This window comes from Clostridium sp. BNL1100 (assembly GCF_000244875.1).
Lineage (GTDB): Bacteria > Bacillota > Clostridia > Acetivibrionales > DSM-1351 > Ruminiclostridium.
Genome location: NC_016791.1, coordinates 1,764,144 through 1,787,313, shown reverse-complemented (window position 1 = coordinate 1,787,313; position 23,170 = coordinate 1,764,144). Strand labels below are relative to the sequence as shown.

At 31.0% G+C, this 23,170-nt stretch carries 17 protein-coding genes and 1 pseudogene; 1 reads left to right on the top strand and 17 read right to left on the bottom strand.

Annotated elements, in window-relative coordinates:
- Positions 1 to 758 precede the first annotated feature (758 nt).
- The 7 genes from CLO1100_RS07350 to CLO1100_RS07320 all read right to left on the bottom strand — a co-directional run bounded on the left by CLO1100_RS07350 (position 759) and on the right by CLO1100_RS07320 (position 9,484).
- Positions 759 to 1,976, bottom strand: coding sequence for a site-specific integrase (locus tag CLO1100_RS07350; RefSeq protein WP_014313133.1), 1,218 nt, complete (start codon positions 1,974 to 1,976; stop codon positions 759 to 761).
- 62 nt (positions 1,977 to 2,038) lie between these two features.
- Entirely contained in the window at positions 2,039 to 2,455 is a 417-nt protein-coding gene (locus tag CLO1100_RS07345; RefSeq protein WP_014313132.1) for a hypothetical protein, read from the bottom strand.
- The gene (locus CLO1100_RS07340) at positions 2,455 to 3,450 is read right to left on the bottom strand and encodes a hypothetical protein (RefSeq protein ID WP_014313131.1); all 996 of its coding nucleotides are present in this window, start codon (positions 3,448 to 3,450) and stop codon (positions 2,455 to 2,457) included. Before CLO1100_RS07340 ends, CLO1100_RS07345 begins: the two co-directional genes overlap by 1 nt.
- A gap of 2 nt (positions 3,451 to 3,452) precedes the next feature.
- Positions 3,453 to 5,642, bottom strand: a complete 2,190-nt coding sequence (locus CLO1100_RS07335) for a site-specific integrase (protein WP_014313130.1) — start codon at positions 5,640 to 5,642, stop codon at positions 3,453 to 3,455.
- Position 5,643: 1 nt separating this feature from the next.
- Positions 5,644 to 7,968 (bottom strand): hypothetical protein, encoded by a 2,325-nt coding sequence (locus tag CLO1100_RS07330; protein ID WP_014313129.1) that lies wholly within the window; start codon positions 7,966 to 7,968, stop codon positions 5,644 to 5,646.
- Positions 7,969 to 8,604: 636 nt separating this feature from the next.
- Positions 8,605 to 8,847: an HNH endonuclease gene (locus tag CLO1100_RS07325; protein WP_242836698.1), complete on the bottom strand. Its 243-nt coding sequence runs from the start codon at positions 8,845 to 8,847 to the stop codon at positions 8,605 to 8,607.
- Positions 8,848 to 8,887: 40 nt separating this feature from the next.
- The gene (locus tag CLO1100_RS07320) at positions 8,888 to 9,484 is read right to left on the bottom strand and encodes a hypothetical protein (RefSeq protein WP_014313127.1); all 597 of its coding nucleotides are present in this window, start codon (positions 9,482 to 9,484) and stop codon (positions 8,888 to 8,890) included.
- A gap of 139 nt (positions 9,485 to 9,623) precedes the next feature.
- Here CLO1100_RS07320 and CLO1100_RS07315 point away from each other — a divergent pair, with 139 nt between their 5' ends.
- Positions 9,624 to 9,869 (top strand): transcriptional regulator, encoded by a 246-nt coding sequence (locus tag CLO1100_RS07315; RefSeq protein ID WP_014313126.1) that lies wholly within the window; start codon positions 9,624 to 9,626, stop codon positions 9,867 to 9,869.
- A gap of 98 nt (positions 9,870 to 9,967) precedes the next feature.
- On the opposite strand, the pseudogene CLO1100_RS21005 reads toward CLO1100_RS07315, so the two are convergent.
- The 10 genes and pseudogenes from CLO1100_RS21005 to CLO1100_RS07270 all read right to left on the bottom strand — a co-directional run.
- Positions 9,968 to 10,156 (bottom strand): annotated as a pseudogene (locus CLO1100_RS21005) (CpaF family protein); the annotation flags it as partial.
- A 110-nt stretch (positions 10,157 to 10,266) separates the two neighbouring features.
- The gene (locus CLO1100_RS20750) at positions 10,267 to 10,425 is read right to left on the bottom strand and encodes a hypothetical protein (protein ID WP_187288915.1); all 159 of its coding nucleotides are present in this window, start codon (positions 10,423 to 10,425) and stop codon (positions 10,267 to 10,269) included.
- 41 nt (positions 10,426 to 10,466) lie between these two features.
- The gene (locus tag CLO1100_RS07310; protein ID WP_014313125.1) at positions 10,467 to 12,083 is read right to left on the bottom strand and encodes a DUF2326 domain-containing protein; all 1,617 of its coding nucleotides are present in this window, start codon (positions 12,081 to 12,083) and stop codon (positions 10,467 to 10,469) included.
- The gene (locus tag CLO1100_RS07305) at positions 12,061 to 12,300 is read right to left on the bottom strand and encodes an ABC-three component system middle component 7 (protein WP_014313124.1); all 240 of its coding nucleotides are present in this window, start codon (positions 12,298 to 12,300) and stop codon (positions 12,061 to 12,063) included. Before CLO1100_RS07305 ends, CLO1100_RS07310 begins: the two co-directional genes overlap by 23 nt.
- Positions 12,297 to 13,064 (bottom strand): ABC-three component system protein, encoded by a 768-nt coding sequence (locus CLO1100_RS07300; RefSeq protein WP_242836696.1) that lies wholly within the window; start codon positions 13,062 to 13,064, stop codon positions 12,297 to 12,299. Before CLO1100_RS07300 ends, CLO1100_RS07305 begins: the two co-directional genes overlap by 4 nt.
- 368 nt (positions 13,065 to 13,432) lie before the next feature.
- A complete protein-coding gene (locus CLO1100_RS07295; RefSeq protein ID WP_014313122.1) occupies positions 13,433 to 15,004 on the bottom strand; it encodes a protein kinase in 1,572 nt (523 codons plus the stop codon).
- 304 nt (positions 15,005 to 15,308) lie between these two features.
- A complete protein-coding gene (locus CLO1100_RS07290) occupies positions 15,309 to 15,533 on the bottom strand; it encodes a hypothetical protein (RefSeq protein ID WP_014313121.1) in 225 nt (74 codons plus the stop codon).
- A 757-nt stretch (positions 15,534 to 16,290) separates the two neighbouring features.
- Positions 16,291 to 17,343 (bottom strand): helix-turn-helix domain-containing protein, encoded by a 1,053-nt coding sequence (locus CLO1100_RS07285; RefSeq protein ID WP_014313120.1) that lies wholly within the window; start codon positions 17,341 to 17,343, stop codon positions 16,291 to 16,293.
- 1,485 nt (positions 17,344 to 18,828) lie between these two features.
- Entirely contained in the window at positions 18,829 to 19,686 is an 858-nt protein-coding gene (locus CLO1100_RS07275) for a hypothetical protein (protein ID WP_014313119.1), read from the bottom strand.
- Entirely contained in the window at positions 19,686 to 23,162 is a 3,477-nt protein-coding gene (locus tag CLO1100_RS07270) for a hypothetical protein (RefSeq protein WP_014313118.1), read from the bottom strand. Before CLO1100_RS07270 ends, CLO1100_RS07275 begins: the two co-directional genes overlap by 1 nt.
- Positions 23,163 to 23,170: the final 8 nt, after the last annotated feature.

Genomic DNA, 23,170 nt, shown 5'->3' with positions numbered 1-23,170 from the left:
ACATGATTAACTTAAACTAAAATGTCTAATCATATTTAAACACGTATGTATAAGCTTTGTGATAGTATTGTTCAACATTTTTAATACTATTTGCTAAAAGTGTATGCATATTTCGGCCACATCCGAGGTTCTTACGCTTATTTGAGTATACAGTAATAAAAAGCTAATATATAATCTTAGCTTTTAGTAATGGGAGCCCGGCTCTCCCGTACATAATTCGTTTAATCATCTTCAAACGATTATTATTACCTTAGACATAACCATTACTGAATGTCCTTGATACAACATTTTCAATCGCTTCAATATCTTTTAACAAACCATTCGCGAAAGACTTTAGATTTTTGTTATCTTAATTTATAACTCTCAATGTATAAATTAAGATATGTAATGCTTTTCTTAGTAATTATTTCTCTGAATTCTCTTACTGAAGCATACATCTCATATAATACAGGATATTTGTTAAATACAATATCCTTTACTCCAACACCCAATTCCTTGCCGAGCCAGATAAAATCAAAAATATCACTTCTTTTTACAAAACGTACATTGTGTTTCTTCTTGTTTATGGAAACACCTACAACATTTTAACTAGTATAATATAAAACGTGAATTATATCCTTTTTCGGCACTCTCAAAATGGTTGCAGTCTCATAAGCTCGATATTTTTCTTGCTACTCCTCTAATACTGCTTTATTCGATTTTGAAAACCGCAACAACCAGTTATAATGATTCACTCCTATACCCTTATATTGAGAAAGTTACAAGCTTTCTATAATTTTGAAATGAGCCTTATTTTCGTCTTTATTTAAGTCTTCTAGTAAATCATTATAAAAATAACGATTCACTAAATGCACATAATACTTGTATGTTGTATCAATATCAGTATGACCCATCCACTCACGTAATGATTGGTCTATTATAGCATTATATGCATAAGCTTTTCCCAATAAATCACACTGTTTTAATGCATTAAATACAAAATATGTAGCAAAGGAATGTCTAAGCATATATGGGGTAATCTTCTTCTCAGGGCATTCGTCAATTTCAGTTACTTTTAAAAAGTTATCACGAAGCATTTTTCTAGTAACAATAATACCATTTTTTGATATAAACAACGCACTATTTGGTGGCATAACACCATGCTTTTCGCGGAATAAGGTTGCGCGTTCTACTCTTTTTGGCATCCATATTCTACAAATAAATGCCCATAGATCAGGTGGAAAGTTTATACTTCTCCGTTTTCCTTTTGATTCAAATTCAAATAAGATTGGAGAGAGGGTTTCTAACACATAATCTTGATAACGTCTAAGTCCTGAATTAAGTCCAATACCTCTATAAGGTAATTGAAACAGTTCTTTTGGTCTTAAAGCAGTTCTCCAAATTATAAGTGCAATTATTGCATAAACTACATCGTCAAATAAACATAAAATTTGGGGAATATGCTCTCTATGTATGAACTTATCTCTATATGAATCAACATGAGTAGGTTTACCATTTTGTATTTGAAAACAAAGTGCATCTATCTCTATATTTTTATTAACCATTAACCTATTTTTTATAGTAATTGAAACCTTGTCCATATCCATTTTCCAATAATGCGTATAACTATTTTCACTTGCCCATTTATAAAAGGCTTGTAACCTCGCTATGTAAAATTTAATCGCTGAATCATTGGGCCTTCCCTTTTCATCTCTATTTTCTTTTAGGTATCCTATATATTCGTTTATTATGTCTTCGTCAACGTATTGCCAATTTTCTGCTTTATAACCTTCATTATCTCTCCATTGTAGATATCTTGCTAAAATCGAAGTATATTGTTTTAGCGTTTCTATACTCCGAGATCTTGTTTGTGCAATCGCCATAGCCCAGTAGGTTGGTCCTTCTATAACTTCATAGTCATCCGTCAAATATATTGGTACACCTCCTTTAAGTCTTACAATTGTATTCTTCAAACCGTCTGTCTCGATGAATTTCATATTTACACCACCTAACAATTAATTATTAAAGTTAAGAATACATATTTAAACAACTTTTTTATTCATTTATCCTTCAAGACATCAGTATGTACTAATAAATTTATTTCCTGTGAATATAAAGTAACTAATTTTTTAAGATTATCAACACCGTCTTTAAATTTAATAATCTTTTCTTTATAAGTCTTAATAAAAATCTCTTGTTCATCATAGTCAATGTTAGTCGGATTAGATGATTGGTTAGATAAAATACCTTTTCTTATCAAATCCTGTACTAATTTTTCGAATTCATCCTTAAGTTTTGGATTTTGAACAATAACACTTTTACTAAAGCCACATTCTTCACAAATCAGGCCTCGATGTATCTTATTACTATTTTGACTAACATATTTATACCAATCATTCTCCAGATTATGATAATTAACAAATTCAATGAACTTTTTTACATTTATTATGCCTTTGACTCTACCTGATTCAGCCATTAGGTACCTCCTACAATAATTATTTCGTCAAAACCCTCTTTAACAGAAACTTCTTCGAAGTTTTTTTCAATAACTTTAATTAACTCCTCAGATATAACATTTTTAAATCTGAGTCTAGTATCATTTGAATTTCTCACTAGACATTGCTCAACATCACACATTGTTCTAACACAAATTACCTTACAATCTGAGCTTAGTTTACTAATATATTTTAAAGTTATTGTTCGAAGGTCTTTACTATGATTCGTACTTTCAAAGTAAATAGTTGTTCCTTCATGTGAGGGTCTATGTTCTGAAATCCAAGTTGATTTTCCACTGGCGAAATTTCCACACAACACATAAACGACTTTAGGATAATTGTGTTTTGTAAAATAATAATCCAACTTACTTAGCGCATCAAATGATAATCCCAGAAGATCCTTATTTAATAAATCAGCTCTTTGATCTTGTGTAAATACTTCAACTATTTCCTTTTTTATGAAGGGCAACACAGCTGCATTATTAACCGAGTCAGCCTTTAAATTTCTAATTTCAGCTTCATAATATTCTACTCTTTTTTTTAGTTCTTGAAGTTCTAATAGGACTTTAGCTTCTCTTTCCATTTCCCCAGGTACTTTTTTGGCTTGATATACATATTTGTGAAGTTGATTTAGTAGCTTCTTGTAGACATTTTCAACAAATTCAGTTAGTTCTTTTAAATCTTCATGGCAACTTAGTAATTCTTTATCGAGCCTTGAAGCTTCAATTTGCCACTTGGTTCTCTCACGAATTTCATCTAAAGCCAAATTAACCCTTACTGAAGGCTTATTATTTCTTATAACATCTCGTACTTCAGCCCAATCTTTATGATTAGAATTTATAGTTGATCGACTAACACCTGCTGTTCTTGCAATTTCACTTACTTTGATTTTTGTTCTCCCTTCTTTTCTTAATGCTGCTATCACATTATAAACTAAATCCAGTGCATCATTATGGGTTAAAAACTTATTTTTCATGTCTATGCCCTCATGTTTATTAATTCATGGTACTTCTTACTAACAATTTCCGATCCTTTTAGTTCAGATAATCTTTCAATACAATTTTTAATAAACGACATCGAAAACTGCTTTTGTTCTTCCGAACAATCTTTTGTAAGTAAATTACTGTGAAATTTAATATCATTTTCTAAATCTTCAATTGAATTACCTGTAAAAACAGCCCATTCGCAATCTACTACATTACAATTACATGTTTCTGGTCCTAGATATGCCAACCCCGAATGAGTGTTTGTGCAGATAGCCCCAAATGATGTACGATGCAAAATTTTAAGTCCATCCTGCAATAAAATCTCGATATACTGTTCAAGGCTCTCCCAACCATAGTCATATAAATTAGCTTTAAATATCTTAGACTCACTTAGAACCTCCTTTATCCTATTTCCAGCTTTACCACCTATGCATTTTCTATTTATAGCTTCAAGCAACTCACTAAGCAGTTGTTTGTTTTGTTCAATTACAGATAGCTTAATTTCTTCGTTCATCCCAGGTAACTTTACAATATATGCAAGCGTCATAGCTAAACTTTTATGAGAAAAAAGCCTTTTAATAATACCAATATAATTAGGGTTTTGATATATTGCAAACATTGCAAGCGTTTTTCGAAACCGGTGTGGATGGATATGCTCTATTTCCAAATCTTCACACCAACGTTGTATAAACAGATTTATAGTTTCTTGTTGAATCTCTTTACCAAAAAACACAGTGGGACTAACCATCAATTTATCTGTTTTACCCCAAATCCGAGCTTTTTCTGTTAAGTATTCTAAACACTTAAATGCTTTATACCCTATTTCTGGTATAGGGAGCACAACTATGTTCCCGGATGAGGCATCAGAAGTTTTTGAAACTGAAATTCTAATACGAAAATCGTCTTCAGACCCTTTAATTTGCCAACAACCACCATATTCAAGCAGATACATTTCACTACATCGCATTCCAGTAACCAGAAAAAGAATTACAACACATGCATTTCTTAATTCAATCACAAGATTTGTTGCTTCACGTTTAATTTTTAAAAGGTCATACATAGTTGATTTATCAAATAATTCTAAATCAATACCTAATTTAGAGGCAATCTTTAATCTCTCATGTCGACTTAAATTCTTAACATCCTTAAATTTTAATGTTTCTTTATTCCAGTTTGGATGATTATAAATGGCATGTATCAGTTTATTTGAATCTTTCATACTCATTGTAATATCTTCGTATTTAACAAATCTAAACATTTTTAAATCCAAAGATTTTAGGTTCATTCTCAATAATTCATCTATTGCATTACTCCATTTAAATTTTTGAGTTTTACGAACCTTTCCACCAGCAATAATTGGCCAAAGCACATTATAAAGTTTTAGTACTTCATCAGAGTGTGTTTCAATTAATTTGATGCACAGAGGTATTAATTCTGATAATGTTTCAAGGGATATTGGCATATATGTCCCTTTATTTTCTTCCATATCATAAAATAACTTCTTGTACATATCAGCTTCGAAAGGGTCAAAATCTAATCTGTATTCAACTGGAATAAGTCCATTTTGGGATATTATTCTCCATTGCTTAACTTGTTTAGAAAAATTATACTTAGAATTAGGATCTTTTAAATCATTTTCTAAATAATCCAAAAAATGCTCCTTTCTTAAGTAAGCTGTATTTATAAAAGTTCCATTCCCTTGTATATCAACAAAAAACCTATTTTTGAAAAGAAACTTACCCAAATTAATTAAACAACTCAACTGTGCTTTTGTAGTATTATAAGACTTAACATTGTTAAAGCAAGCATTTTGTGGTAAATAATAAAATGCAATCATTTTTAACAAGTGACACAAGTGAAAGTTTTCTTTGTTAAGCAACGAGACTCCATTTGATACATTTTTATCCCAAGAAAAAAAAGCTTTCCTGTAAATTGGACTCCCTTCTTGTCTCCAATCCCATTTAGAATCTTGAAAAAAGCTTATTCGGCTAACCTTTAATTTCCCTATATTATCATAAGGGAGTGATGATAAATTAATTAAAGTTACTCCCACTTGCTCAATCTCTTCTTCAACATTTTGAGTTGCGATTTTTTCAAAAATATAACTATCTTCTTCATTGAGTACCGTCTTATATTTTTTTGCTAAAAACTCAACAGCATGAATATATTTATCCTCGCACACTTCATACACCCCTCATTATTTGTGGTAAAATTACACAGCCTGTTTTGGCTAATTCCCAAGCATTTTCTACTTGCTCTTGATTAGACCAACTATGTAGTATCTGCAACCATGCCTCGTATTCATCACCATACTGTAAAATCCATTCACTTGATATAAGTGAAGATTTTAACTTATCCAAATCCAATATACGTCTAGCGATATATTGTAACGCCTCTGGGAAGACAATTGATTGAGAACATAGCGCACATTTATTAAAGTATCTGCACTTCTGGCCCTCCTTAACAAGTTCAGCAAATCCAGGCCATGATGGTTTCGTAGAATCTTCGCATACAAGAATATATTTCTGTGAACCAGCATCAATTATATTTACAATAGTTTTTTCATACAACCCAAGTTTAGTTGCTTCATTTTTTATCATTTTATTTTTATCAGACTCTGTTTTAGCTTCATTTATAGCTTTGCTAAGTTCCTTTAAAGTTTTAGATTCAACAACTCTAACTTTAAAATTTTTTAAATCGTTTATAAATTGTTTTTGAATTTTTTTAATTACTAAGTCCTGAACCAAGTTACTGCTTTCATCAGATGTATAATGTATAATAGTCTCTTTATTGCTGTGCCCAAATTCTTCCCCAATTTCCCATTCAGTTGAACCTAAAAGCTGCCTTAAGGCGGCATATCCAGACCTAATCTTAGGGTGTGAGATGGTTTTTCCTGAGACATATTTTAATCTATGGCGTTCAAGAAATCTCTGACTTACTTTAGTAAAACTAACTTCTATATTATTAATTGTTCTTATTATTGAGGTTTTTTTATTATTTGTAATGTATTGCCACAAATAACAGTTCTTATAATAAGGACTATCCTTATATTGAGTGATAATGCTTTCTACATATTTGAGTAATCTATAAGTACCAAATCTATTCTTTTTACTTGAACGGTGAGTAATTTTTTTTAGTTGTTTCCCATCTTTTGAGCCACGAACTTTTTGGCTATGTATTAATACATAGCTTTCTGGGTCTATTAAATCTGGTGTTATATGTGCATCGACATCATCACTGATAGATAACATACTTTCTAAGTTCCATCCTGTATTAATAAGAGCTAGGAGTAAAAATGGGTAAATAGTATCAAAGACAAAGTGTTTTGCGGCATATACTGCCATTTTTCCTAATGTCCCGTTCATGAAATTAATTTTTGTAGCGCTGATACGTAATATACTATTTATCATCTCACCAATGGGGTCATTATTTAACACCTTTTTACTAGACAATATATTTCTTGCTTCACCAATATCGCAATAAAACGGAACTAAAGGGTATTGCTTTTTTAAAGTTGCTAATACTAAATTAAACTGTAACGTAGCTCTTTCTTGGTCTGGCGTCTGACTTATCATCGTTTTGAATGGTAATCTTCCACGTAAAGCTAATTCCAAGCCATTTTTCAGATATATATTATATATATCATTATAAGTGTACCCATATTGTTTTAAAAATTCTTGAGCATTTGGCAAATTTCTTAATATAAATCTAACCCTACTAGGGGTTGGTTTTGAATTTCTTACAACATTAGGTTGTTCCCAACGTACATTAAGATAATACATAATATTTTCAAGATTCCATTCTTCTAATAGTAACTCATGTTCAATGCTGATATAATTTTGATGAAAACAAACTACTTCTTTAATGTCTTCAATACACGCTTCCCATAACTCTTTCATTTCCTTAGGATGGTAACCTTCTACCACAACTTCATTAACGCTTGGTCCTTTGGGCCAGTTAAGGCTACTTCCTATAAGAGGGTCATTTGGATATAGTTCTTGTAATCTATTAACAATCCGTTTAATAACATTATACCTTTTACGATTACTAGTAAGTTTAGGATATACACATAATAAGTAATTACAGAAAGATTTAGCAACCAAGATATCTATATCAGCGACGTTGCTTACGCAAATATTGCTAAGATTTCTCTCACTATTCAAAAATTCAAGAAAGCAATTCAATCCATCAAAAATTGTTCTTATATAAGTTATACTATTACCAGGTTTTATTATTGCATTAGCACCGACTATAAGCTGCTCAAATATTCTTTCATTTTGTGGATATTTTTCCTTAAGTTCAGTTAGGTTAACCTTAAAATTAGAATCTATTGTCATTTGCTTTACCTGATAAACATTTACGTATGATGCAGGGGGCATATAATCTCTTGACTTAGCTCTAAATAGCAATCCTTCCTCAGAAATATCTAACTTCTGATGTTTACTAGAATTTACTAGATAGGTTACTTTTTTACCCATTTCGCTTTTTAGTGAGATTTTCTTGGCCATTATATATCTCCGTTTGCTATTCTAAAACATTATTAAACATAGGGAGTAATTTTCTATGGGAGTAATTTTCTATGTAAAAAGTAATGTTAACCCCTTTTACAATAGAGTATTTTTTTGTATGACTAAAATTTCAAAAATAGAATTTTTAAATAAAATCTAGGCACTAAGCTACCTCACTTATTAAACAGGATCAATTATCATAATATAAGTTTAGCCTAGTACCCATTTTAATTGCCCCTACCTTTTGTTTTACCAATAGCCCCTTTATTTTTTTAGTATCGCTTTATTCGAGAACCAGTATTTCATATAGCTGGAAATAAATCATAAATTTTTCCAATAAAAAGAAGGATACTTTTAATAAGCCTCATCGTATTAAAAGTGAGGCATACTCTTAGGATTAAAAAAGTAGCAAAGCAATTTATCCTAAGAAATTAAAAAATATCCTTCATTATCGGCGCAATGGCTATGTATTTAAATATCAAATATTATATCCACGTAAATTAATATTATATTATTTGATTATAAAATTCAAGGTATTTGCTTGTCTGATTCTTTTTATGAATAATATACCCTGCCCTACCCTTCCATACCAAAGCCCGCCCCAACTCGCATTACCTCACCGTTCCAAATTATTAATTATCCATCCCAGACCAGTTCACGCCAGTTTGGTGGTATAATACCATCTTTTAATCCTTTAGCAATCATACCTCTATGCCTATAATCTAATCTAAGAATATGACATCTCTTACATAAGGTTCTTAAATTATCAAGCCTGTTAGTCCCTAATTTTCCACTTATTATATGATCGATATTGCAGTCATTAAAACTAACAGCAACACAGCAGTGAACACATTTATATAGATCTCGCTGCCATACCACTCTCCTAACTTCCATCCATACTTCTTTCGGTAATCTTTTCTTAGGCATTTTCTGTCACCATAAACTCCTCCACTTCAAATCTTCCGAACCCAATGTTCCTTGCATCTCCTAAACCGGAAAACATACCTGCATCTATTAATACTGCATTCATTTCATTTTTACTAATAACTGTTTTATCCCAAGCAATCTTGAATATAGCTGACCACCCCGGAGAAGAGCAAACCCGATATCTTATATTCCGAGCTTTTGTTACTGGGTTTCTAACACTCCTTACATCCAAATATACTAAATTATTCTGATCAGTTGTCAGGATCTCAGGTAAATATCTATCAAATAGAATCCTTTCCTCTAAGACCTGCAGTGTCGCAGATATTGATGTTTGCAGTGTCCCCCTTCCTTTTCGGGTATATTTTGCTCCATCCCTGATACAAGCAAATATATAACTAGGTTCAACAAAAAGTTGATTTTCCTCAGTCTTTAATACTGTACTTTTCCATTCATCTGGGTTGTTACCAGCTACACCGCATTTTTCTTTTTTTTCTAGAGACAATACTTCTGGGCCAAATCTATGCCATAAAATAGCCCTAGATCCTTTTATCTTAACTGAAGCAGTTACAATATTTTTGGAAATAGTCATTCAACTTCATCCTTTTTTTATTATAGAACTTCGAAATAAGTCAATATTTTTTTAATTTGCTTATTAAGCAAATTATAACCAATTTTATAAATTATACTCTTCCTATATATGGTTGCATTCCCTTTCATAGAGGATTATTATGAATGAAAATATTAAGAATAATCGCAACTTAATAGGTAAAAGAGTAAAGCTTGCGAGAATGAAATCCAAACCCAAAATTACTCAGATTGACTTATTAGCCCGATTGGCTGTTAGGGGTGTTGATTTAGAAAAAACATCTATTTCAAAGATCGAGGCTCAAACTAGACCAGTTACTGATATAGAATTGATGGCTATAGCAGATGCACTAGGAGTAAGTGTACTTTGGTTATTAGGAAAAAAATAAAAAGAAGCTTAAAAGTAGTGTGTTTGCTTTCTTTTATAAACATCTTATAAGGCTTTTTTTTATTTAAGAACGATATCATCAAGTAAAGTTAGAAAGATTCCTCCCGAAACAAATATGTTATACTTTGCTCTGACAAAGAACTTTAAAGTGTTGTTGCTTCTGTAGTTAATGAGCCAAGTTCTATGAGCTTTTCGATATCTATAGGCTTTTTCGGGAACTTTCTTATGGTAACAATCGAACCATTTTAAAGCAATTGGTGGAAGGACAACATTAATTCTAGACCCATTGCAAGGAACAAAAAAATAATTTGTCGTTATATCTTCTATTTTAAATATTATAATAAATTTTAGTAGTCCGAAGTAAAAGGGGGTGCGTTTAAAATTTTGTGTAAATATGGTTACCAATAATTTGACATAGTAGCTACATTGTTATTCTTTGCCAGATAATGTGCGTTATTCGTTCCACCATCCAACATCTGGACATTTCCTGTGTACTTTTCATTTGCTTGTGACAAGACGGCAACAAAGAAATGCTCACTTTTGTTCATAAGTCGCAAGTGAGCATTTCTTTGTTGTATTCGCCATTCTTAGTTTTTCTTTACTCAGCCTTTTTCCAATTCTTTATAAATAAAACTTTATCCTTTGACAGTTTTAACACTTTATATTTTTCTATGGTATCAGCGGCTGTTTTACTATATGAATTAAGCTTATCTATGGCTATAAAAATCTGTTTGTCTTTTATACTGTATAGCTCAATTATATTTTCCAAAGCAAGGTTTTCAATATTTTTCAGCAATGGAAGATCGTGTGCTACGGCGGGTAAACAGGTTAATTCTAATAATGCTAAATCAAATGATATGAGATTAGCAAATGCTGTGCCTGTACCAGTATCTCCATAAGTATTAAATGTGTACTTGTTACCATGAATATTTAATGTCGGCGGCCTCCGTCCGTCTGTATATATCTCTTTATTCAATTCATACATCTTTACATTTATTTGATTACATATCTCATCCAAAACTTTTTCTTTTAGAATATCTAAATTATCCACCGCAGATGTTATATTTTCTTCAATACTCTTCTTCTTTTTATAATAGCCATTTTCATCATTTAATTGCTTGATTTCCGCGACCAACTCCACCACTTTATCTACTGCAAATTTAGGAGCATTTTTTATAGAAAGTTTTTCTTCAATTTCTTTATCGATTGAAAGTATTTGCTTTTCTATTTCCGCCATTTCAGTTTTTAAATCTTTTTCAGCAGCCTGAAGCTCACTTTTTAATATTTGAGTTATCGTTTTATGAAACCCATCAACTTCTCGAACACGTTCGATATTAAAATTCGGGAAATAATGTACAAATTGATTTAATTCGATCTGTATATTAACATTTCTATTCTTAAGATTGGTCTGTGTCCTAATCAGTCTACTCTCCAATCCGTTTTTCTTAGTTACAAGGGCACTTTTTTCCCTTCTAAGTTTTAGTATCTCCTTGGATACAAGGGCTTCAATATCTGTAGAAGCTGTTACAATATCCTTTTTAAGCAATTCTAGCTGCTGAGTAAGTTCAATAATTTTCTTTTCATTCTTTCCAAATAAAGTTTTTGTAACTACATGAGGTATTAAATCCTTTTTTGCAGCATCTACTAACGTGGTTTTCTCACTTTTTAATGCTTCTATTTGCACTTCAAAAACCTTTAATGCCTTATACTTGTCGAATAATTTTAGCAAGGCTGATATAGACATGGCTGCTGATTCTTTTTCAAAATATTGTATCGGCTTTCTTTCATTAAGATTCTCTTTACCATATATTCTAAAATATCTACCAACAATATTCCGAAATGATAAATCTTCTAGCTGACACATAAATTGCTCTTGCAACCAAGCTGTAAATTTTTCTACTTTATCAGTATTAATAATTTCAAATTTTTCATTGCATGTGGAAACGGATTTATATTCGCTAGTGCTTCTAATAAAAAAATACTCTTTACCTAAAAATTCGAAAATAAACCGAAATTCGTGGTGACCAAGTTGATCAACCGTATCATGATTTTTCTTTATATAGTCTTCTCCGCCGAATACAAAGTCGATAATCATTAACATAGTAGACTTGCCAATTGAGTTTGATGCAACATCATCGCCTACTACTGCATTTAATCCACTATGAAACTCAACTTCTTTTTGTAGAAATTTCTCACAGTAAATCTTTTTCAACATATTCCATCACCTGCATTTCTTCATTGTAGTTTATTTTTTCAAGGGTAAAAAGCACATCTAAAGTTAATATGTATTGATTTATATCATCAAAATGCTCTTTAACCAGACAATACAACTCACTGACACTTTTACTATTTTGGCTAACTTCATCAAGGATAAAAACCGTTTTTGCAAGAATGCTATCTTGAAATTTTATTAATTTATTTGGAAGTATCATGAGAACACCTCACAATCTTGTATGAAATAAGCGATTACTATTTCACAAGCTCTTCTTGAATAATTGTTGGTTTTTTCATTTAGCCAGTCAACAAGTGCTGTATAAACATTTTCTTGGCTAGGGTTAATCTGCATACATTTATAATAGAATCCTTTAATTTGAGAAGCTAATGTATCAAACTTATATGGCGTGATTTGATCAATATCTATGAATAAACGATGAATATAATCAAAATAATCGACAACATCTCTTTTGATTGATCTTTTAATTACGTATGGTAACGTATCGTTGGACTTTTGGTCGATTTTAAGAGATTCATAACTTAATGGAACAAGTTCTTCATCTATATCTGCATCATTCAGACCCTCTAATACTTTTCGTATTTCAGTTTCTACATGAAACATCGAGTAAGTGTTCTTCAGTTCAGCTTCTTGAATAAGCTTCTTTTTTAGGCGAACCCATGTTCTATACTCTTCAACTGTTCTTGGCGTATCAAACTTTTTATGACATATTCTACAAACAGCGATAACATTCTTTAAATCATTTACGTCGTCGCTTAATCTTTCCTCATCTTTTAAAAGTTCTTTCTCTTCTGGTCTTGGATTAGCCGGATATATATGTGCAATTTCAAAAGATTTATTTATCTTACCGTTTTTTGTGTAAACTAATACCCCACCGCAAATCGGACATCTACCATTAATTTCATTATATAGCAGCATTTTTTCATTATCAGAAAATTCCCTACGATTATCTTCCACAATCATCACCTACATTTATAGTTGTCTTTTCTACATATTACCACATTATCATATTTTTGTCGCTAAAAAGCCGTGATATTGTTAATTCCCAAAGGGATTTAAACCCTCGCAGATAAATCAATTATGGATCTCTACACCAGTGGCAAATAAAAATTTCTTAAATATTTCAAATAGTTATTTTCCACTGCATTTCATATAAAGAAATTCCTCCTAACCAATATTTATTCTTTAAGAATATCAGCCTGGAAGGATTTTTACACTACGGGATTTGTTCCATCGCTTACGTAAGTAGTATCAATAACTTATTTTTTATAGAGATTACAAAAAACAAATAATATGTCCACTGTTAATAATTGTGAATATACAAATACAGATTAATATCCATCGTGATATGTTAATTGTGTGCGTATATGACCATCAATCGCTGAATTGTTTTTAAGATTGTTGGATTCAGTTTTAATCTTAAATCTTCCGACATTTGATGCCACATATTCAATTATCCTAGCTGCTTCAACATTTATTTCATCATTTTTGTTTTTTCTATTTTTTAATATGCTAATGGCCCAGTACGCTACAACATCGTAATCATCCCAATTTTGGTAGCTCCCTTTCATTGTGCTTGACACTTTTCGTATTTCACGCAAAGCAACTTCGAAAGAAATATCAATTATCTTAATAAACGGTGAGCAGATTTCATTTCCGAACTCAACTATTATGTTCCACATTAGTGTTCCTTCTGTATCTTTATCTAAAATACCAATAAGTTGAACTACGTCCAGCTGTTGATCCCTTCCATACTGCACAAGTAATTTCTGTACTATTTCCTCAGGAGATTCATATTCCGGTCTACCGCAGATAACTGTTAAATCCTCATGCATTTTGTTAATATCTTCATATCTTTTATTTGAATCGGGTGCTGTGGCTTTATACACTACTGAAGAATATTTATGTGGCATTCCTGTCATATTTGCATTCATTATGTAATCGATTGTCCTCGCCAACGAAAACATGTCCGTTTTATATGTTCCATCTATTAATGCAAACAACTGAGTAGGATCTGTGAACCATGCTCTTCCAAGCGCATGTGTGGTTGTTGTCTGATGTGAATACTTTTTTGAGATTTCTTTGGCCAAGCCGAAATCTGAAACCATCCATAGTCCAGAATGTGCCCGTAATATGTTGCCTGGGTGGAAATCCCGATGTATAATGCCTTTGTTATGCAGATATCTCATGCATTCACCACATCTAATAACAATTTCATCTTTTTCTTTATCCGACAATGCTTCTTTTTTAATAAAATCATCCAATGAGATGTTTGCCCTTTCCATTGAGTAAAGAAGAGCATTCTGATTGTAATCGAATACTTTTAGCGTATAACCGCTATTATTTTGTTCTCTCATAATCTCGAATTCTCTTTTAAACCTGTGTACTGAACCAGAGTCTGCCTTTTCAACAGTATTTAGTACTTTAAATACTCTTGATATATCAGTGGGGCACTGATATACCGTGCAAAATCCACCTTCTCCCATCTTGTCATACTCTTTAAAATCTACAGACTTCAGAGAAATCTTGCTGTTATCTATCCCGAATTCCTGATTAGACATGCTCCACAGCTTATTAAGTGCTAATAGGATGTTATCCTTTAATTGAAATATATTATATCCAGCCGCTGTTAAATCAAGGGCTCGATTATCAATATATCTATTAAAATAATAATCGAGAAATAAAACAAATTTATCTTCATCAGCCAACTGATTTAAGAAGTTGGCGAATACATCCACCCCATAATCATTTTCATCTAGGATTAATGTATTGAACTTCATATCATAGCAACATTCATATAAATCTGTTTCATTGATTTTTATACTCTTAGGTAAATCAATACTCCCATACCCCGAAAGCAATCGCGCTATAGCCCTTAAATCTTTATTCTTATATTTCATCATATATGTTACCTTTCATACTCTCCCTACGCAAAGTCTGTTTATAATGTCGACATATTTCCTGAAACCATCCTACGCTTTGTGATTAGTGTTAACATTATACTAATTGCCAAAGCATTCAGTTACTTGAACTGCCTATCATTAGCGTTACCTAAAGCTCAGTACTCTTACTCATTATAATAAGCATAACTTCCAACTGCTCCCGGAGCAATAATACCTTGATTTAAAAGTAGATGGAACGTTCGAATATTTTATTAATATCATCTATACTAAAATTAGTAGTACTTCCTGCATGTAGCGTATATCCTTATGCTCCCCATGCTACTAAAGAAACATCAATTGCATGTGGTATCATACCTAGTTTTATAGCCAATTTTTCAGCTAAATTGTACAGATTGCCTTGTGTTCCTTGATCCCCATACATTTTAAATGTTCTTCCTCCAGAATCAATATCGTTTTCTTCGTATGAAAGGGTGTCTAGTAGTAATCCTCTGACTTCTAGAGATGATAATTTTCCCCGTTGTATTTCCATCTATATAGTCCTACAATCTTTTTTGCTGATCAGCATATGATTCTTATACAATCATATTAACTAACTGTTTTCAAATGATTCCATTTAACACCTTGGTTGAACTGTTAATTATAGCCTAATGTAAAGCTATTTTTACAACACGTCATAAACATAATTGGAAGCTCATGTTCTATTACTAGAAATCATATTCTTTCAGTCTTTTTGCTCTATAGCTTTAAAATATTTTTAATAAAATTACTTATGTGTTTATATTGAGTATAATTGCGTGCAATATAGACCCGATAAGTTCTGAGATTATAGCCTCTTTTTGCAGTCCATTCTTATTGCCTCATTATGCAACATCTCATCTGGCATTACATTAGGTTTTTAGTAATTATATATCAAGACACTATCTTCATCCTTATCAATATTTTTATTCTTACTTATTATAAATACACAACAATTATTCAAAAAATCAATATCTTTAATTTTTTTGTTGTACCATCTGAAAACTGGTAATCATAAAATTCTTTCATTACCAGCTTATTGTAGTGTCTTACGTATTCCTTTATTAGTAAATTAAAACCTTCGTACAATGTTGATTCATAAAAAAAGTTCTAAAATTAATATTAAAGTTGTAGAACTATAATAATGTATTAGAACTTTAAGTGGCAGGAATGAAGTCTTTTGCATATACCCAATCCCATTCACATTTATCAAAAGTTAAAACTTGAAGCCTATATTCATGCTTAACATCTTCAAGTTCCCTAGTAGTCATCTATTTAATTAGGGATAATGGTTGAGGTGGTATTTTCAAAATGTCTTTTTTCAACCAGGCTTTTATTTTATCAGGAAGTCCATCTTCCTTTATGTCATCAAACCCAAGATATTTAATGGCATTAATAACTTTTTCCTGCTTTCCAATAGATACTTTACCGTCTATATGTGTATTAAGCCAAAGCTGTCTTCCGCTCTGATCTGTAATAATCATTTTATAAGCTGTTCTTCTAGCAGTTACGATCTCATTAATAAAATAGCCATATTCTATAGCTTGTTTATCAGTTTCAAAAATATTAATTTCTTTAGGATCAGGAATAAAGGAACCATATTTATCAAGTAGTACGATTGGGTTTTCATCCCACCTTTTAAACCCAGTCTCAACGAGGACAAGCCTGTTAGCGAAATAATATATTTCAGCACTAGGTTCAAAATAAGACACTACATTGTTTAACCTTGAACCATGACAAACAACTTCCCAATCACTACCATCCCTAAACAGTTTTATAACATGATGATAACTTACTTTTTCAATAATATCTTCACCGACACCAAGGCTTCTAAAGATAGTCTTTGTACCCCTAGGGCCTTCACCACCATAACCACATGTCACACCGGCCAACCAAATCTCATCCCCATTTATATCTCTAATTACACATGTTGGGTTCACAACTCTTTTCAAGCCATTTAATTCAAACTCTTCTTCCACATCAAAGAATCCATCTAAAATCGCATCGAAGTCATTGAAGAATATGAATACAGCCGCTATTTCAGATAGTTTACCGATATTTTCATCAAAAAACTTCAAACTTTTAACTGTAATGCCTGAGTCACTTTTATATTTTTTAACTCCTGCAGGCTTTTTAATCCTTTCTTTAAATGCTTCGATATCAGGTTTAAAAAACAAAGTACCATTTGGAGTATTTCTTAAACTTTCAATCTTTCCCTCTTTAACGTACAAGTTAACCGCCTGTTTAGTAACTTCTAACATTTCCGCTGCTTCTGCAGAAGTTATAACGTTATCCATCAATTTTTTCCTAAAGCTATTTCCCATAATTTGTCACCTCAATTACAGTATATATATTAAGTATTTACTTGTCAAGTGGAAAGTATAATATATTTGTCAAGTTAATTGATTTGGAATCCTTAAAGTTCCAATAGAATTTGTTGGAGTGGGTTTTTTGTTTCCATACACTTCTCCTTAATCACAAGTTAATAGTCAAATTTCACAACATTTTTATCAATTTAGGTGTTAAAGTAGCGAGTATTTCATGTGAAATTTTACAACTTTATTTTAATAATACAAAACGATAAGTACATTATATATAATTCGAAGGCATAAATTTTACAACTATTTTATAAAACCTCATACAAAACCTTTGGAAAATTCGTCCTAACAACCAGTGTAGGTGAGTTTGACAACGTTACTATTCCAGCTACATCTCCATAGTATTGTGTAATATATGAAATAGCAAATAGCTAATGGAAGAATATTTTTTGCATTTGGTTTATGAAAGATGGAAATTCCATCAGATAAATATTCTGGTGATTGTGAACAAACAATATTCAATTTATATGGCACATTTTACCTTCATAATCTCTGTATAGGCTGTATACATTATTAAGCGAGCTTCCACCGTTTGATACATTTAAAGAAGTTATTTTCCCAACAGAAACTGTGCTTGTATATAAAATAGCCGAAATATTGTGTATTCAGGATTATTAAAAATTCCGATAGGAATATCTTCATCTCTCCCAACCTTTTTAATTGAATCTCTTACTTCATATTTTTCTTTTCCGGTCAAAAATACTTTCCGTATAATAAAGCCATCATCGGATAGATGTACTCTCTTCCATAGTTAGATTTATGTCCATGTTTATACCACCGTAGGAACAGACCGATTATTATAAAGTTTTGGATGAAGCTATAATTCGTCAAGCTAATGCCATTTTATCAAAGAGAAATAAATATGTTCAGAATTATGTTAAATGTGATTGGATTAATAATGATAAGCCTTATGTAGTGGCACTAAGTTCATACGACCAAGTTAACAAGCCCCTCGTTTCTTCTGGGACTCCAATCTGCCTTGATATTTGATACAACAGCTTCAATGTATATTCTTCTGGTTTTTTAATAATAAAAACAGGTCTAGCATGTGTCTGATCTAATTCAAATCCAAACTCTTTAAATAGAGCCAATAAAAAAATTCCCAAAACTCGAGTGAAATGTAATTTGAAATTATTTGACTATTTTATTGTCTCTATCACTAATTCCATCGACCCATTTTTGAATAATATATCTATGCTCATTAAATTGAGGCTTTAATAGTATCATAAATTTTTCTTTCATCTGAATATCTGGAAAAATATTTAAAATATCTAATATAAGATCACCTCTATTTCGTATGTTTTCTAATAATGTTATAATTTTTAATATTTATAAATAAGGACTAGAGTCTAAATATTCTATACTGTATTTGAATAATAATCTTTAAATTACAGCTAAATTTTTAATAAAATAGCAGTGCTGAATATTTACCTATATTTTTATGTAAAAATCCGCCGCTTGCAAAACAACTTTATAAGGATCTACTCTCAAAGGCGAAGATTTGATCAATTCCATAAACTTATTTATGATTTGGTGGGTATCTCTACTAACTATCGCTTGTATATAAATTTTGTTGAAAGGCTTATGCCTTGTACGAAAAATTTCACAAATAACATTAAACATAACTTGATTACCTTCGTAGTATTCTTCTAAACAACTATAATATCCTCCCAATAGATATTGTTTTTGTGACTCGGTTGCATTTTTTTCTGCAAACAACAATCGTTCATTTAGCAGGACATACATATTATTACAGTTATCCAAAATCCAATGAATACATTTTCCCCATTCATTTTGAGTTTTTGGGATCTCATTTCCACATATTTTCTTTAATATTATTTTACACTTACGTTCATTTGCCTCATCTACTATACTATCTAACTTCATACAATGCTGTTCTGAATTCCTCAATATCTTTATATCATCAATGAATTTATTAGCCCTATCAAAGAGTACGATATCTGTATCAGAAGTCACTAAGAACGGTTTTAATATCTGTTTTCCATCATTATGGATTACCTGTAAAATACACTTTATAACTCTAGTACCACAGTCATGTAGTAACACATAAAGCCTACTTGTCATTGTCCAAAAAAGATCTTCTGCAAAACCATTAATTATATATCTTTTTTCTCTGTATTGTGAAAAAATATATATTCCGTGATTGACAAAGGTTAATCTACTATTAATATCTTTTATAGTAGATTCAGATAGTAACTTTATAATATATTTTTGTAAAGCGTCATCTTTATCAATAAATTGATCATCTGAATAGATAGGAGTATCCATTATTTCCTCCCTCCTATCTGACTATACAAGTCATTTTCACCATATACAACAAGACCATATAGATTGAAACCAATTAATGCTGATTTTATCTTTCTACCATCACTTATATCAATTATCTCTTTAAAGTTAGAATCCTTAAAATATGCCTCAATTCCTTGATACTTTATATTATTAAAAACTGCAGAATATTCAGATCTTCTGTTTGTACTTCTTTTTAATTCTATATTTTCTTTTATAGGATTTCCATATTCATCGCACATTATGGCATATGTAACATATGCAGAATAATGATTTCTAAACTCACGTGTTATCTCAGTGACTTCTTTAAAAGGCTTTATACTGCCATTATTAAAATTATACATCTCTAATATAAAGTATGGAAATGGTTTCTTTTGAGACTCCTCATTACCAATGTAAAGTTCACATAAATTACTAAGTTTCCTCCATCTTTCATTATCTAAAGCTATAAATTGCTTTTCCGTAAAAGGTGGAAATCCTGTAAATTCTATCCATAATAGTCTAATATATAAATAAAGTGATCTTGGTTTATTTCTTACAATTTGAAAGTTCTCTTCTAGAATTTTTATTGCTGCTAAAATACGTATCTTTTCATCCTCATTTGGAGTAGTTATAGGAGAATAGTCTTTTAATATCTTCATAACTTGCCTATATATTCCAACATCTGAGCCTTCTTCTAGTAATTTCTTATTTTCTTCCTCAATCTCACTATATTTTTGAGCATATGATAGTACAGTTAATATTTTATTATGGATATTATCTCCAAATATAGTAAACTGACTATCGTTTACAGTATCAACTATTTGTAACATACGGCTTAAAATTTTAGCTTTTATTCTATTATTGTTTTCAATATCATACACTCTTAACAAAGCATCCAGAAACACGCCTACTGAAAATCTTGTAATATTAATTTCCATTACTGATTCAAGATGCATCTCCAATTCATTGAAAATTTCGCGTTCAATTTCAGTAATACAACCCTCATTAGGAATGCTTTTTAATAAATTCGCAGATATTTCAACCTTCAATCTTACCAATTGTTGCGACTTAGTTTTATTACCATATTTATTAATTGCTTTACGAAGCCTAGTTCTTGCATTTAATAATATTACGTTTTCACTATTATCCCTAGGATCCCCACAAAATGCTTCTCTTACCATGTGACTAGCTACTAATATTGCCTCGTCATTTACTTCACTATTTACCTCATTAATTACCTCTGCAATTTTATAAAAATACTTTTTATATCTAGTAGGCTCAGGCCCATTGGGTCCAAATCTTCTTATTAAATTTACAATTTGCAGTGCCTCACTATCTACACCATCCATATCATAAAAGTTTGTATTACGGATTACCAAAAGTAAACTATTTACTTCTAATTCTAAAAGTTCTTCATAACTAGCCGCTTGCTGTTCCAAAAATAATGATGCTTCTAATGCTCTCCGAAAATAGATCATCATTATACCGTCTTCATGCAAATTGATATCTATAACACTATTACGCTCAATATTCTGAATAAAATTCTGCCAATCACCAACTAAACTTTTATAGGCTCTATATACCACCATAGCTGGAAGTTCCAATCCATACTTTCCAGCCACCGCTATCATATTAAAGATTTCAGAAACCTTCTCCGTATAGTATCCCGTATTATCAGGTCTATTAAATCCTAATATCTCATACATTTTAGAAAATGTACCTTCATTAAATTTTTTAAGGGAATAATCTTTTAAAAGCTTTACAAAACTTTCCTGAGCCAAACTTGCCTCATTTCGAACTGATCTTTTTTGGATATCATGTAATTCCTCAAACAATCTGTAAAATATCAACAAAAACCAATTACCTTTATTACTATAGGAGTTGAATTTATACATATATTCAGGTTCTCTTGCTTGATCTGAAACGCACTTGATTTTTTTCACAATCTGCTCAAAGTTATCTGCACATCTGGTCGAAATTGTTTTTAACGATTGACGAAGAGCAATTAATTCTGTTGCCTCATGTAAATAATCATCTAAGGAAACTGTTTCAAAATTATCATTTGATTCTACGGACTTATCATTAACAATATATCTACTTCCTACAATTACAACATTGCATTCTTCTAAATTTTTTCGCATATTTTCATATACATCATCTTTTGCATAGGTATTTTTATCCCAAATAATTACGGTCTTACGTGCTCCCATTTTAGCATTGATATGGTTTTTTATTAATCGTTCTAAATCCTCATATTGTTCTTCTTCCTTCATCCTTGAAGTAATATAAACAACTGGGTACTTTTTCTTTATACGAATACGATATGCCAAATTACCTAAAGTCGTCGTTTTTCCAGAAGAATTACTTCCCTCCAATAACACAACGTGGCTTTTAGCTGGATCAGTATTTCTTAGTTGCTTTTCAACTTTTTCAAACAATTCATCATCTATGTCTCTCCTAAAATAAAATCCTGATGCATATCCGCCCCAAAGTGGCACACCATTCTCTGTTGATAAAAACCTCATAAAATACTCTTCTCTATTTATATAATCTGGATTATCTAAAATCGTATTATCCAATATATTTACAGAAGCATCTAATTGATTAATAGTTTGATAACTTAAATATTGAATTGAGCTATCCATTTTATCATTAACAGAATCAATTGTTATTTCTACTCCGCTAACTTCTGTATTATCGTCAGACTGCAAAGAACCGAAAGTCTCATAACCAGATTTACATAATACGTCATATAAGTTTTCATCATACAAGTTAACGATTTTTTTTGATACAAGCTTTTTTATTGATTTGAGACTTTTTATATATTCAGTTACGCTAAAAAAATATATACTATTCTCTGGAAAAGTTATAAACGTATTTAAATCATCATCAGTTATCCAATCGTTTTGTGGATTCCATCCATCTATAACTAGTACCCCACTCATTTTTAAACGAGTAGTTATTTTACTCCAAAACTCATTTTTTCTAGCAAGAGCGGCCATTTTATTTTCATATGTTATGGGAATACTAACTTTATCACTTCCAGCTTTACCAAACAAGTAAGTTATATATGGCTTTTTCCGAGAAAAATAATCATTCTTAATATCCAATCTAGATAGAACCAATCGTAAATCAGAAAAACCAGGCAATTGGTTCATTAATGATGTAACAACCCCACACCACCCCATTGAACTTAACAAAGTAAATCTATTGTCAGCAATCGTTTCTTCTGCCCTTATCATACAATCAAGAACTACCTCTTGTTGGTGGGGTTCTTCTTCACAATAGTCAATAATTGAGTCAATTAAATTTGAGTATAATAAAAATTCCTCATTCACAAATATTTTTTTAATTATACTATCTGGCAGCAATTTTTTTAATTCTGCAACATACAAACCTTTTTCATACTCTTGTCCTAAAAAAAGTATTGACGTTTCAGTATTAATTTTAATAATCAAATCATTTAGCTCTAGCATATATACCT

Excerpts from the sequence above, each read along its gene's own strand:
- CLO1100_RS07270 (WP_014313118.1), bottom strand. The coding sequence starts at position 23,162 with ATGCTAGAGCTAAATGATTTGATTATTAAAATTAATACTGAAACGTCA.
- CLO1100_RS07275 (WP_014313119.1), bottom strand. The coding sequence starts at position 19,686 with ATGGATACTCCTATCTATTCAGATGATCAATTTATTGATAAAGATGAC.
- CLO1100_RS07290 (WP_014313121.1), bottom strand. The coding sequence starts at position 15,533 with ATGGAAATACAACGGGGAAAATTATCATCTCTAGAAGTCAGAGGATTA.
- CLO1100_RS07305 (WP_014313124.1), bottom strand. The coding sequence starts at position 12,300 with ATGATACTTCCAAATAAATTAATAAAATTTCAAGATAGCATTCTTGCA.
- CLO1100_RS07320 (WP_014313127.1), bottom strand. The coding sequence starts at position 9,484 with ATGACTATTTCCAAAAATATTGTAACTGCTTCAGTTAAGATAAAAGGA.
- CLO1100_RS07300 (WP_242836696.1), bottom strand. The coding sequence starts at position 13,064 with ATGATTGTGGAAGATAATCGTAGGGAATTTTCTGATAATGAAAAAATG.
- CLO1100_RS07340 (WP_014313131.1), bottom strand. The coding sequence starts at position 3,450 with ATGAAAAATAAGTTTTTAACCCATAATGATGCACTGGATTTAGTTTAT.
- CLO1100_RS07295 (WP_014313122.1), bottom strand. The coding sequence starts at position 15,004 with ATGATGAAATATAAGAATAAAGATTTAAGGGCTATAGCGCGATTGCTT.
- CLO1100_RS07315 (WP_014313126.1), top strand. The coding sequence starts at position 9,624 with ATGAATGAAAATATTAAGAATAATCGCAACTTAATAGGTAAAAGAGTA.
- CLO1100_RS07285 (WP_014313120.1), bottom strand. The coding sequence starts at position 17,343 with ATGGGAAATAGCTTTAGGAAAAAATTGATGGATAACGTTATAACTTCT.
- CLO1100_RS07350 (WP_014313133.1), bottom strand. The coding sequence starts at position 1,976 with ATGAAATTCATCGAGACAGACGGTTTGAAGAATACAATTGTAAGACTT.
- CLO1100_RS07345 (WP_014313132.1), bottom strand. The coding sequence starts at position 2,455 with ATGGCTGAATCAGGTAGAGTCAAAGGCATAATAAATGTAAAAAAGTTC.
- CLO1100_RS07330 (WP_014313129.1), bottom strand. The coding sequence starts at position 7,968 with ATGGCCAAGAAAATCTCACTAAAAAGCGAAATGGGTAAAAAAGTAACC.
- CLO1100_RS07310 (WP_014313125.1), bottom strand. The coding sequence starts at position 12,083 with ATGTTGAAAAAGATTTACTGTGAGAAATTTCTACAAAAAGAAGTTGAG.